Below are 12650 nucleotides of genomic sequence, written 5' to 3'. Positions count from 1 at the left end.
TTTTAATTAAATTTAATAGCGATGATTTGCACATTACTAAATATTAACATTGGGCTATGGGAAACCGTCATGATTGCTTTTGCAGTCATTGCACTTTTTCTGATCATTCCATTTGCGATATTTGATACTGTAAGATCAAAAGACCTGAGCACCACACAGAAATTTCTCTGGATACTGTTTATTCTGATAGCCCCATATTTGGGAGCCATTGTCTATCTTTTCTGGGGCCGTAAACAAAAAGCAATATGAGTATATTAATAATAATTCTATTTATCGGGGGCTTGTTGCGCTTCCTTATGGGTATCGTTTGGTTTGTTTTGATTGTGTATACCCTGATGGATCTACTCAGAAGCAATTTGCCAACAAACACGAAGTTATTGTGGTTGATCGTCATCCTGATTGCACCATTTCTGGGGTCAATAATCTACCTTGTAGGCGGAAGAAATAAACAAATTTAATGACTGTTTATCTGTTTTAAGCTTAATGGGACAAGTCTTTTGGTTTTGAAATAGGTAAAAATAACGATCATTATAGTCATGCTTCCTCCAAAAATGACCGAGGGTATAGTTCCCATCAGCCTTGCGGTAGCTCCCGACTCAAATGCCCCAATTTCATTAGAAGAATTGATAAAGATTCCATTCACTGCTGATACTCTTCCACGCATCTCTTCTGGTGTGAGTATCTGTAAAATGGTAGAACGAATAATCACGCTGACACTATCAAAGGCACCCTCAAAAAATAAACACAAAAGCGTGAGATAAAAATTTCGGGAAAGCCCGAAGCAAATGATCGAAATTCCAAATCCTGCAACCGCTAGCAAAAGATTTCTCCAGGGTTTATTCATTGGTGGATATTTTGCCAAAATAAACATGGTGATCACCGCCCCAAGTGCTGGTGCTGCACGCATAAAGCCAAGCCCCTCAGCACCTACCTTCAAAATATCATGCGCAAAAATTGGCATCAGCGCTACCGCGCCACCAAAAAATACCGAAAACATGTCAAGACTTAATGCCCCAAGAATCATTCTACTTTTAAAAACAAATTGAATACCTTCTGACAGGCTTTTAAAAATGTTTTCCTTAGGTACAAAATAAGCGGGATAATTTTTAACGAAAAATATGATGCATCCAAGAGCAAGGGCAAGAAATGTAACGATTACAACAAAACAAGCTGTTATTCCACTGAAAGCATACAGCAGGCCTCCAACTGCAGGGCCCATGATCGACGCTGTTTGCCAGCTACCACTATTCCAAGTAGACGAGTTTGCATAATGCTCTTTTGGAATAATCTGTGCCATTAATGCAAAGGCTGTTGGCGAATAAAATCCACGCGTAATACCAATAAAAAATATCATTACATAAATGATGATGATCACCGGCGTTTGTCCAATTAAGCTCAATACATGATCAGTAGTTACCACGGTAAGTACCGCCGAACAGCACAGCATAGAGCCAATGATCCAAATCAGAAGTTTTTTCTTGTCTGATTTATCGGCAATATAGCCCCCATAAAGAGTAACCATTATAGAAGGAATGGCTTCAGCCAGACCAATCAGGCCCAATGATAAAGGATCTTTGGTTAGCTGATAAATATGCCAGCCTATCACAACTGCCTGAACCTGATAAGCAAAGGTGAAGAGAAACCGCATCGCAATGTACGAGCGGAACTCCGGAAAGCGCATCGCTATATACGGATCAGTTTTAATTGCTTCTGACTTTAAATCACCCATTCGGAGCTATCCAATTAATTGCTGAAATCTACCTATTTAGTACCATATTGATCAATAAGATAGATCAGTGAAGCCATGGATGCTGCTCCAAGCTCCAATTCACGTTTATTCACATTTTCAAACACATCATTGCTAGAATGATGAATATCAAAGTATCGCTGTGAATCTGGTCTAAAACCAATAAGAACTACTCCGGGAATGACTCTCAACGGACCAATATCAGCGCCACTGCCACCTGCGTCTAAATCATTTAAACGGTATGGAGCAAGAAGTGGCTTCCATTTAGAAAAATGCTTTAAAGCCTGAGGGGCATTTTCTACACTAAATCCGCGGGGAGTAAATCCTCCTTCATCCGATTCCACAGCAGCAACATGCATCTCATTATTTTGCTTTGCTATCTCGGCATATTTCATTCCTCCGCGTAAGCCATTTTCTTCATTCATGAACATCACAGCCCTGATTGTGTGCTTTGGCTTGATTTTCAGCGATTTGAATATTCTTAAAACCTCTACAGACTGCATAACTCCGGTTCCATCATCATGAGCTCCTTCAGCAAGATCCCATGAATCGAGATGACCGCCAACAGTAATGATTCCATCAGGTTTTTCAGTACCACGAATCTCACCAATTACATTGTAGGAAACCGCATCAGGCAGGGTTCGGCAGCTTTGCTTAAAATAAAATTGAATGACTGGTAGTTTCTTGAGTTTTAATTTCTGACTCAATAAGTTAGCGGCTTTTGTACTGATTGCTGCGGCAGGAATTTTTGTAACCCCTTCCTGATAGCGCATTCCGCCAGTGTGAGGAAAATCATCAACGATGCTAGACATGGAACGAACAATCACTGCTACAGCTCCTAATTTTGCTGCCTCAATTGCCCCCTGACCACGCTGATCAACAGCACCACCATATGCACTGAATGTATTGAACAATTTAGGATCAAAAGGACGATTGAAAAATATGATCTTACCTTTAACAACCTGCTCACCTAAGGCTTTTAACTCTTCGAAATTTTGAACCTCTAAGATTGGGGCGGTAATACCTTGTGCCTGACTAGCAATTGAACCGCCAAGAGCTGCAATAGGTACACGTATTTTTGTTTTACCTTCAATAATATAGGCTACTTCTTTTTCACCACGCTCCCAAACAGGCACCATCAATTCTTGGAGGTAAACCTTGTCAAAACCATAGTCTTCCATCAACTTTTTAGTCCATTCAACAGACTTTTGTGCATTCGCTGAGCCGCTAAGCCTGGGTCCAATCTTTTTGCAGAGGTACTCCAAATTTTTATAGGCATGCCCATTAGACAAAGCCTCATCATAGATTTTACGGATTTGGATAGAATCTGTATTCTGAGCAAATAATGATGCTCCGATAAACAGCGCGGGTAACATAATCTTATAGAATTTCATTTTTTTTAATTAGATTGTTTTTAAAAATCAATTTGTTCAGGATATCTTATCCCAGCTTATGCCACCTGATTTTGTCTCAAAATACTGTCTTAGAATACGATTATCTTCATTCATCAATTCAGGATCATTGTCAAGGATATGAATAACAGTTTTTCTGGCCTCTGCCAATAATTGCTGATCGATAGCAAGGTCAGCTAATTTAAGATCAAGAACGCCACTCTGCTGTGTTCCTTCGATATTTCCAGGTCCACGAAGCTGAAGATCAATTTCAGCGATCTCGAATCCGTCATTGGTACGAACCATTGTGTCCAATCGAATTTTTGCATCAGAGCTAAGCTTCATACCCGACATTAATATGCAAAAAGATTGCTCAGCTCCACGGCCAACTCTGCCTCTTAACTGGTGCAATTGCGAAATTCCAAACCGCTCTGCGTTTTCAATGATCATGACGCTCGCATTTGGAACATTAACTCCTACTTCAATCACTGTTGTGGCTACCATGATCTGGGTTTCACCCTTTACAAAACGCTGCATTTCAGCAGCTTTATCTTTTGCTGCCAATTTACCATGTACAATACTGATTCGATATTCAGGCAGAGGAAACTCAATGGATATTGCTTCAATACCAGCTTCAAGATATAAAAGATCAAGTTTTTCACTTTCCTTAATCAAGGGATACACAATATAAACCTGTCGGCCTTTAGCTATTTCTTCGCGCATGAAACCAAACATCCTTAACCGCTGACTATGATATAAGTGAACCGTTTTTATGGGTTTTCTTCCTGCAGGAAGCTCATCGATCACTGAAATATCTAAATCGCCGTATAGTGTCATGGCCAGCGTACGTGGAATTGGGGTTGCCGTCATTACTAAAACATGCGGAGGAATAACATTCTTTCTCCATAAACGCGCCCGTTGTTCTACCCCAAACCGATGTTGTTCATCAATAACCACAAGCCCAAGGTTCTGAAATTGTACCGCATCTTCTATTAACGCATGTGTGCCAACTAGTATATTCAATTGGCCACTCTCCAGACGCTCATGCAGCCCACGCCTTGCCTTTTTTGGTGTAGAGCCTGTAAGTAATTCAACACTTATAAAACCGTCTCCTAGAAGGCTTTTAATAGAAAAATAATGCTGTTGTGCCAGAATTTCTGTTGGGGCCATGATACAAGCCTGAAATCCATTATCAATAGCCAGTAGCATGATCATCAAGGCAACCACAGTTTTCCCGCTACCAACATCCCCCTGAAGCAAGCGGTTCATTTGAACCCCACGTTGAGTATCCTGCCTAATTTCTTTGATCACACGCTTCTGAGCCACAGTTAGTTCAAAAGGTAATTTTTCTGAATAGAAGGTGTTGAAATTATCGCCAACATTATTAAAAACTGAACCTTTGAATTTTTGCGACCGTAATACTTTGGTTCTGAGAAGCTTTAGTTGTATAAAAAAAAGCTCTTCAAATTTAAGTCGTTTCTGAGCCTCTCTAAGTGCTTGTACATGCTCCGGAAAATGGATTGTATACAGCGCTTTCTGCCTACTAATTAGTTCATGCTTTTGCATGATATATACAGGAAGAGTTTCTTCAACCTGCCTAATCACCTGATCGATAAGTGCGGCCTGAGCACGCTGAATTCCTTTACTATCCAGATTAAACTGCTTGAGTTTCTCGGTAGAACTATATACTGGCTGTAGCGTTAAGTTACCTTGGCTCACTACATTTGGCTGATATACTTCCAACTCTGGGTGAGAAATAGAAAAATGCCCGTTAAAAAGTGTTGGCTTCCCAAAAACAATAAAAACTGCACCAGGCTGAATAATTTTATCAATCCAGCGAATACTTTGGAACCATACCAATTCCATACTGCCCGTATCATCTTTAAAACGAGCAACAAGCCTTTTTACATGCTTATCACCAATAATTTCTTTTGAAACAATACGTCCAAGAATCTGTATAGCAGGCAGATCCGGATTAAGCTCTCTAATCTTATAGAAACGCGTACGATCAATGTAGCGGAACGGATAATGTTGCAGAAGATCAGCATAAGAAAATATTTCAAGGTCTTTCTTAAGGATCTCAGCACGCTGCGAACCTATTCCTTTTAAATACTCAATAGGGGTTGTAAAAATCTGTTCTGCCAATCCGCTTAAGGGATAATGACCGGCGTTTTATTGGCCGGCGTTTTAAATAAAATTTCTTTAATCGTAGCCCAGTTAAAGACTATGACCGCTACCAACAAGATCAGATATGAATATACTTGAACCATGCTGATTTCTTCGTGAAAATAGAAAAATGCGACTGCAAAAGCAACAATAGGATTTATATAAATGATAATACCTAGGGTGGATGAAGGCATACCTATTAGAGCATAAAGGCTTAAAAAAAGTGGAATAATTGTAAAGAAAACAGAAATTACTACGATAGTTATCCAGAATTTAGGATCAGAGGGCAAAAATTCAAAATCAGATAGAAAAAAAGGAAGCATCAATAGTGCTGCAATAAGAAGATGTAAGCCAAGCATATTGAACTTGTCGATTCGAACCATTACTCTTTGTATAATCAAATAGAAGCTGTAAAGTGCAGCTACCAATACAGACCATAATACATCTTTTAAAGAACCCTGGGCCAGGATTACAATGCTTACCGATGCAAATCCCAAAGCAACCAGCTTCAATGTAGAAAGCTTCTCTTTCAGAATCAAGAAACCACCTAATGCCGTGATCAAAGGACAGACCATGTATGCGAATGCTGCAGATTTAAGACTTACATTGTTCACCACGTAAATGTAAGTGAACCAATTTCCAGTTATTAATAATCCGGCAAGCAGGCTAAGCCAAATGAGCTTCTTAACACTATATATCTCTTCCTTTTGAATGTATTCAATATCTAATTTGATCTGGTTTTTTCTGAAAAGAAAAATATATAACCAGGTCAATAAAAGGGAAGTAAAAATGCGATAATATAAAATTTGTTCAGATGGATAATCCTGGAGCATTCGCAGAGGGATTGAGAAAAAACCCCAAACTACTACCGCAGAAAATGCAGCAATAAAATATTTAAGTATACCCTCTTTCAAGTTCAGGCTTTGACAGCAATTAAAGAGATCTCAACATTTACATTTTTAGGTAAACCAAGCACAGCTACAGTTTCTCTGGCCGGATAATCAGATTTAAAATAAGATCCATAAACTTCATTAACATCGCCAAAATGATTCATTTCACTTAAAAAAATGGTGGTTTTAACCACATTCTCGAATGAGAAACCAGCTTTCTGCAATAGCGCGCCAAGATTTTGCATAACCTGTTCTGCTTCATCTTTGATAGTGCCGCTTATGAGCTGATTAGTTTCAGGGTCAATTGGGATTTGCCCAGAAATAAAAAGCATATTTCCAGTTTGCACAGCCTGGCTATACGGGCCGATAGGAGCCGGTGCTTTTTCTGTAAAGATGATGGATTTCATAAATCTAGTTTAGTATGATCAAAAGAGTTTTAAAAAAATCAAAAGACATACCATTCAAGCAGCTTGTAAATAATACCAGCTAAGAACATAATTATTGCAGTAGTATTGATGATGTGCATGATCTTCAGATTAAAATTCTTTGGTCTGCTAGGATCGTTCTTTCTAAAAAAATACATAATGCCAAAATTATTAAAAAAAAAAAGAGTCCCGATTAATCGGGACTCTTTTTTACAATTTGCTTATATACAATATTGTTTATTGTTGTTTGAATTCAACACGACGATTTTGAGTACGTCCTGCTTCAGTAGAGTTTGAAGCAAGTGGACGGCTTTCACCGTATGCACTTGTAGCAATTCTACCTGCAGCAATTCCAGCATTAACTAAGTAAGTTTTTACTGAGTTAGCTCTGTCTCTTGATAAAGACATGTTGTATTCGTCAGTTCCTTCAGCAGAAGCATGACCATCTAATTGAACAATACTAGAAGAATTAGCTTTTAAATCAGAAGATAATTTATCTAAAATTGGGTAAGCATTAGTTTTCAAAACTGAAGAATTGAATTCGAACTGGATTGCAATTGCAGAACCACCTACAAACTCAGGACATCCGTTAAGAGCAGCAGTACCTTTAACAGTAGGACATGCATCTTTTGAATCAGGAATACCGTCAGCATCAACATCTAATGGACAACCAGAACCATCAACTTTAATTCCAGCCTCAGTGTTAGGGCATTTGTCTAATTTGTCAGCAACACCGTCACCGTCAGAATCTTTTAACAAATCAGCAGCTTCTAGTGCAGAAACACGACCTTTTAATGCTTCAACTTCTTGACGTAATGTAATATCTTTCAATTCATCATACATCAAAGCTAAAGGATTAACCCAATCTAAGTTTGGCTTAGCTGTTGAACCTAAAGAGAATTCTAAACCAGCTGATTTATATGACCATTTATCTTTTGTGAAACCTTTTCCTTTGGTACCATCAAGATCATCAGCATCAAGGAAGTTCATTGTGTAACCTAAATCAAAGTTAACACGTTCAGAAACCTTGAACTTTACACCAACACCAACAGGAACGTATTCGTTTCTGATATTGTTGCGATCACGATTCGGACCATAAGTACCTTTAGCTGGAGTTGCATTAGGATTGATTTCAACCCAGTGATATGCAGCTTGTCCAAAACCAGCTTTAACGGTAAAGTTTATTGCATTTTCTCTTTTAAGGAAATCAACAGTAGCTACATTAGTAACTGCCATAATACTTACAGCAGAACTGATTTGAGTAACTCCGTCAGTACGTGGACCAGAACCTAAGTTGATAGTTGCACCATCATTATCATAGGTAAGTCTTCCACTTAGGAATCCTAACTCAAGACCAAATGCATGACCTAATTGCTTTCTTACTGTAAAACCATATCCTAAAGATGGGCTCCAGTTAGTAAAATCATTAGTACCGCCAATTTTAACAAGAGGTTCTAATACTCCAGCATTGACACCTAAATTCCAGGTTCTATACTGTCCTCTTCCACCAAAAACTTTGGCCGAAGAGCTCGCAGCAGTCTGTGCCAGAGAAACCTCTCCAAGGGCCAGTAATGCTACTAATGAAAACACAAGGGCCTTCTTAATTGTAGAATTCTTCATAATAGTTAATTTAAAGGTTAACAAATTTCATCAGTGTAATTTACACAAAAATAGTCATAAATTTGACTTGTGCAAATAATCAAATACAGTTCTAGTAATTTTGTTAACAAATTTAATAGGATAAACTATTTTAATCCGGTCAATACTCACCTATTACACCTATGAAATATCCAATCATAAATAATCAGCTATTTAAATTAAACCGAGAAAATTTCAAAAAACGGCTTTCTAATGGATCTATAGCTATATTTCAATCAAATGACGAATTTCCAAGAAGTGGTGATCAATCTTTTACATTCAAACAAAATCCTGATCTTTTCTATTTAAGTGGGATAGATCAGGAGCAAAGTATTTTAATTTTATTTCCTGATTGCCCTAATCCACAATACAAAGAAGTACTATTTTTAAGACAAACAAGTGAACATATCGCCGTATGGGAAGGCCATAAACTGACTATTCAGGAGGCAAAAAAGGTTTCAGGAATAGAAAATATCTATTGGCTGGATGAATTCTGGAATATATTACCCTCCATTATTAACTATGCGGAACTCATTTTTTTAAACACCAATGAGAATGATAGGTACGCACATCAGGTACCTTACCGCGATATCCGTTTCATTGAAAAGTTAAAAAATCTCTATCCCTTGCATCGCTATGAACGCGCTGCACCAATTTTACGCGACCTCAGACCAGTAAAATCGGATATTGAAATTGAGTTAACGCAAAAGGCATGCGACATTACTAGGGATGCCTTTAACCGCATACTTAAAGTTATTAAACCTGGAATTGCTGAATATGAGATTGAAGCAGAGATAATCCATGAATTCATACGTCAGGGTGCAACCGGGCATGCCTATAATCCCATCATTGCCTCAGGTAAAAATGCCAATATTCTTCATTATAATGATAATAACCAGATATGTAAGGATGGCGATGTGATACTATTCGACTTTGGTGCTGAATATGCGAATTACAATGCTGACCTCAGTCGCTCAGTTCCAGTAAATGGCCGTTTCACTAAAAGACAGAAAGATGTTTATCATTCAGTTCTTCACATTATGAAAGAAGCCCGAAAAATGCTTTTACCAGGAACCATCTGGAATGAATATCATACTGAAGTTGGAAAAGTGGTTGAGTCTGAACTGATTAAACTTGGATTGCTTGATAAGCATGATATTGCAAAACAAGACCACAAAATGCCTCTGTATAAAAAGTTTTTTATGCATGGCACCTCACATCACCTTGGATTGGATGTACATGATTTTGCAAGTAGGTACAAGCCATTTGAAGAAGGCAATATCTTGACTTGCGAACCAGGGATTTATATTCAGAATGAGGGATTAGGAATTCGTCTAGAGAATGATATTCTACTAACTAGAGATGGCAATATCGATTTGATGGCCAATATTCCAATTGAGGCTGAAGAAATTGAAGAAATTATGAATGCTTAATACTACCGAGAATCTTATCAATAAAACGGTATAAATTAAATGAAGGGTCAACTGAAGCAATACTAATTTCCTCGTGAAGCTTTATTCTGCTGATATTTTTCATTTTTTCATGCTGAATAAGCTTCCATGCCTTTTCGGCAAGTAGAAAAGTACGACGGCTGTTATTCTTAAAGGGCTGATCTTTGATTACCTGCATGAGCTCTTCAATACCTGTTGACTTTTCGGCAATGGTATTGATAACCGGGATAATCTCTGTTCGTTGATGTACAAGTTTCTTTAGATTATTGGCAAATGCCTCAGCACCCTCACGATCCGACTTATTTACCACAAAAATATCGGCAATTTCCATCAATCCCGATTTCATGCTCTGAATTTCATCGCCAGACTCTGGCACCAATACCACCACACTAATGTCTGCCAGGCCAGCAATCTCTACTTCCGATTGCCCCACACCAACCGTTTCAACCAAGATATAATCAAACCCCGATGATTTAAGTATATCAGTCATCTCAATTGTCTTTCCTGATAAGCCCCCCAATGATCCACGAGTTGCAAGAGAACGGATATACACGTTAGGCTTATTAAACTGTTCAGACATCCTAACGCGATCGCCAAGCAAAGAGCCTAAGTTAAAAGGAGATGTTGGATCAATAGCCAAAACAGCAATGGATTTACCCTGAGCGCTTAGATTATTTATCATGGCGTTTACTAAGGTGCTTTTGCCTGCTCCCGGAGGCCCGGTAATACCTATAACAGGGGTATCTGATGGCCCAAGCTCTTTGAGTAAATCTTCAGAACCTGCCAAATCATTCTCAACCAAAGTCAAATCTCTGGCTAATTTTTTAAAGTCACCAAGCTGAATTGGATTTTTGATTAGGGGTAACTGCATGATACAAAAAAGGTGTTTTTATTCCATATTACAAAGTTTGGGTTTTTATTAACTTTGCGTATCTAAATTATAATATCTCATATCTCATATCTCATATCTCATATCTCAAATCTCATATCTCATATCTCATATCTCATATCTAACATCTCATATCTAACATCTCATTAAATGAAAGTTACAGGTTTTTCATTCATTCGTAATGCCGTTAAAAATGACTACCCTGTTGTACAGGCAATTCTTTCTATTTTACCCATATGTGATGAGTTTGTAATAGCCCTTGGCAACTCTGAAGACAATACACAGGAACTCATTGAAAGTATCGCCTCTCCAAAAATAAAAATCATTCATACCATTTGGGATGAAAGCATACGAGAAGGTGGAAAAACATTCGCTCAGGAAACTGATAAAGCATATGCTGCTATTTCAAAGGATACCGATTGGGCTTTTTATATCCAAGGAGATGAATGCGTCCATGAAAATTATCTTCCTGTAATAAAAAAGGCAATGGAAGAAAATTTGGGTAATAAAAATGTGGAAGGTCTTTTATTTAAATACCTACATTTTTATGGCTCTTACGATTTCATAGCTTCTTCAAGACGTTGGTATAGAAACGAGGTCAGAGTTTTAAAATTTGACCCAGGGGTTCATTCCTACCGGGATGCTCAAGGTTTTAGAAAAAATGACAGGAAAATAAAGGTTAAACCCATAGATGCCTATATTTATCATTATGGATGGGTTCAGCCTCCTGCAGGTCTGGGAAACAAGGTTCGTAATTTTAATAAATTTTATCATGAAGACTCCTGGATTCAGGAACATCTTCCTGAAAATCAGCAATTTGATTATGGCAACGCTGATCGCTTGATCAGATTTGAAGATACTCATCCGCTTGTTATGCAAAAGCGAATTGAAGTTAGCAATTGGAAGTTTCAGGCCGACCCAACACTTCTGAAAAAGAAAATGAGCCTGAGACGCCGAATATTACAAAAAATAGAAGATGTATGGCAATGGAGAATTGGAGAATATAAAAACTACAAAATTGTTCAATGAAAAAAGCGTCCACTTCTAGAAAAAGTATATCTGTAGTTATACCAAATTATAATGGCAGACACCTGTTGGAACGAAATCTATCTTCAGTTTTAGATGCCTTAAATAGTGCTAACACAGATTTTGAAATTATTATAATCGATGATTGTTCAACAGATAGTTCTGTGGACTTTCTAAAACAAAGCTATCCAACTATACGCTTGATTATTAGCGACCAAAATCAGGGCTTTTCAGCCACCTGCAACAAAGGAATAGCGGTAGCCGAAAAAGATTTAATTTTACTTTTAAACACCGACATTGAGCTCAACAACAACTATTTTGAAACTCAATTTAAATATTTTGAACTTCCGGATACGTTTGGTGTAATGAGTAAAATAATTGAAGCCAAAAATGCTGAAACCCAAGATACTGCACGGTTTTTAAGATACTCCGGATTTAAAATCAAAGCCAATGATTTTTTTTACGTTGAGGATGAGAACTTTCTTACTCCAACCGCTTATTTATCAGGCGCAAATGCTTTAATAGACGCCAAAAAATTAAAAGAAATAGGAGGTTTTGATGAAATCTTTTCGCCTTTTTATTGCGAAGATTTTGATTTGGGGCTAAAGGCATGGCGCTTAGGCTGGAAATGTTATTATGACCCAAAATCTTATTGCATTCACGATCATTCATCAACTACCAAAAATTATCGTACTCAAAACTGGGTTAAAGCCATATATTTTCGAAACAGATTGTATGTACATGCCATACATTTGAGTAGAACCAGATTAATTTTTTGGTTGATGCAAATAACCTTTATTGATTTTCTTTTCATGTGGCTTGGGTTAAAATTTTATTTCTATAAAAGTTTCGGAATGTTTTTTAACAATTTAAAGCACCTGGTGCATTCCCGTAAAAAGATGAACCAATTAATGACCCAGCATCAAGGCTCAGCAAGCATTGATGAGGTGATCAATAAAATTGACAAGATGCTAGAGGGGCAAACAATCATTCAGGGTAGAAATTAGACCTGCTTCAAAATGATTAA

At 37.7% G+C, this 12650-nt stretch carries 13 protein-coding genes; 5 read left to right on the top strand and 8 right to left on the bottom strand.

The genetic code is table 11. From position 1 onward, the window contains the following. The first annotated feature begins 21 nt into the window (after window positions 1–21). Entirely contained in the window at window positions 22–249 is a 228-nt protein-coding gene (locus ACIQZ6_RS04115) for a PLDc N-terminal domain-containing protein (RefSeq protein ID WP_395808475.1), read from the top strand. Next, window positions 246–458 (top strand): PLDc N-terminal domain-containing protein, encoded by a 213-nt coding sequence (locus ACIQZ6_RS04110; RefSeq protein WP_395808473.1) that lies wholly within the window; start codon window positions 246–248, stop codon window positions 456–458. Before ACIQZ6_RS04115 ends, ACIQZ6_RS04110 begins: the two co-directional genes overlap by 4 nt. Here the strand turns inward: ACIQZ6_RS04110 and ACIQZ6_RS04105 are convergent. From ACIQZ6_RS04105 to ACIQZ6_RS04075, 7 genes are all read right to left on the bottom strand, one after another. Continuing rightward, window positions 455–1729, bottom strand: a complete 1275-nt coding sequence (locus ACIQZ6_RS04105; RefSeq protein ID WP_395808471.1) for an MFS transporter — start codon at window positions 1727–1729, stop codon at window positions 455–457. The two genes, ACIQZ6_RS04110 and ACIQZ6_RS04105, sit on opposite strands and share 4 nt — an antisense overlap. A gap of 32 nt (window positions 1730–1761) precedes the next feature. Beyond that, window positions 1762–3141: a M20/M25/M40 family metallo-hydrolase gene (locus ACIQZ6_RS04100; RefSeq protein ID WP_395808469.1), complete on the bottom strand. Its 1380-nt coding sequence runs from the start codon at window positions 3139–3141 to the stop codon at window positions 1762–1764. A 36-nt stretch (window positions 3142–3177) separates the two neighbouring features. Then, window positions 3178–5283, bottom strand: a complete 2106-nt coding sequence (recG, locus tag ACIQZ6_RS04095; RefSeq protein WP_395808467.1) for an ATP-dependent DNA helicase RecG — start codon at window positions 5281–5283, stop codon at window positions 3178–3180. Window positions 5284–5288: 5 nt separating this feature from the next. After that, window positions 5289–6218 (bottom strand): EamA family transporter, encoded by a 930-nt coding sequence (locus ACIQZ6_RS04090; RefSeq protein WP_395808465.1) that lies wholly within the window; start codon window positions 6216–6218, stop codon window positions 5289–5291. A gap of 2 nt (window positions 6219–6220) precedes the next feature. After that, window positions 6221–6601 (bottom strand): RidA family protein, encoded by a 381-nt coding sequence (locus tag ACIQZ6_RS04085; protein ID WP_395808463.1) that lies wholly within the window; start codon window positions 6599–6601, stop codon window positions 6221–6223. A 38-nt stretch (window positions 6602–6639) separates the two neighbouring features. Then, on the bottom strand, window positions 6640–6777 hold the full coding sequence (locus ACIQZ6_RS04080) for a DUF6728 family protein (protein WP_395808461.1): 138 nt from the start codon (window positions 6775–6777) through the stop codon (window positions 6640–6642). A gap of 79 nt (window positions 6778–6856) precedes the next feature. After that, window positions 6857–8239, bottom strand: coding sequence for an OmpA family protein (locus ACIQZ6_RS04075; RefSeq protein WP_395808459.1), 1383 nt, complete (start codon window positions 8237–8239; stop codon window positions 6857–6859). Window positions 8240–8400: 161 nt separating this feature from the next. On the opposite strand from ACIQZ6_RS04075, the gene ACIQZ6_RS04070 reads away from it, so the two are divergent. Next, window positions 8401–9690: an aminopeptidase P family protein gene (locus ACIQZ6_RS04070; RefSeq protein ID WP_395808457.1), complete on the top strand. Its 1290-nt coding sequence runs from the start codon at window positions 8401–8403 to the stop codon at window positions 9688–9690. On the opposite strand, the gene meaB is transcribed toward ACIQZ6_RS04070, so the two are convergent. Next, window positions 9677–10579 (bottom strand): methylmalonyl Co-A mutase-associated GTPase MeaB, encoded by a 903-nt coding sequence (gene meaB / locus ACIQZ6_RS04065; RefSeq protein WP_395808455.1) that lies wholly within the window; start codon window positions 10577–10579, stop codon window positions 9677–9679. The two genes, ACIQZ6_RS04070 and meaB, sit on opposite strands and share 14 nt — an antisense overlap. 168 nt (window positions 10580–10747) lie before the next feature. Here meaB and ACIQZ6_RS04060 point away from each other — a divergent pair, with 168 nt between their 5' ends. Both ACIQZ6_RS04060 and ACIQZ6_RS04055 read left to right on the top strand, forming a co-directional pair. Next, a complete protein-coding gene (locus ACIQZ6_RS04060; RefSeq protein ID WP_395808453.1) occupies window positions 10748–11626 on the top strand; it encodes a glycosyltransferase family 2 protein in 879 nt (292 codons plus the stop codon). Next, on the top strand, window positions 11623–12630 hold the full coding sequence (locus tag ACIQZ6_RS04055) for a glycosyltransferase family 2 protein (RefSeq protein WP_395808452.1): 1008 nt from the start codon (window positions 11623–11625) through the stop codon (window positions 12628–12630). The genes ACIQZ6_RS04060 and ACIQZ6_RS04055 overlap by 4 nt, the downstream gene beginning before the upstream one ends. Window positions 12631–12650 lie beyond the last annotated feature (20 nt).

This window comes from Daejeonella sp., assembly GCF_044348475.1.
In the GTDB taxonomy this organism is placed as follows: Bacteria; Bacteroidota; Bacteroidia; order Sphingobacteriales; family Sphingobacteriaceae; genus Daejeonella.
Note: the sequence above shows the minus strand (reverse complement) of the source record. Positions and strands in the feature narration are given on the sequence as shown.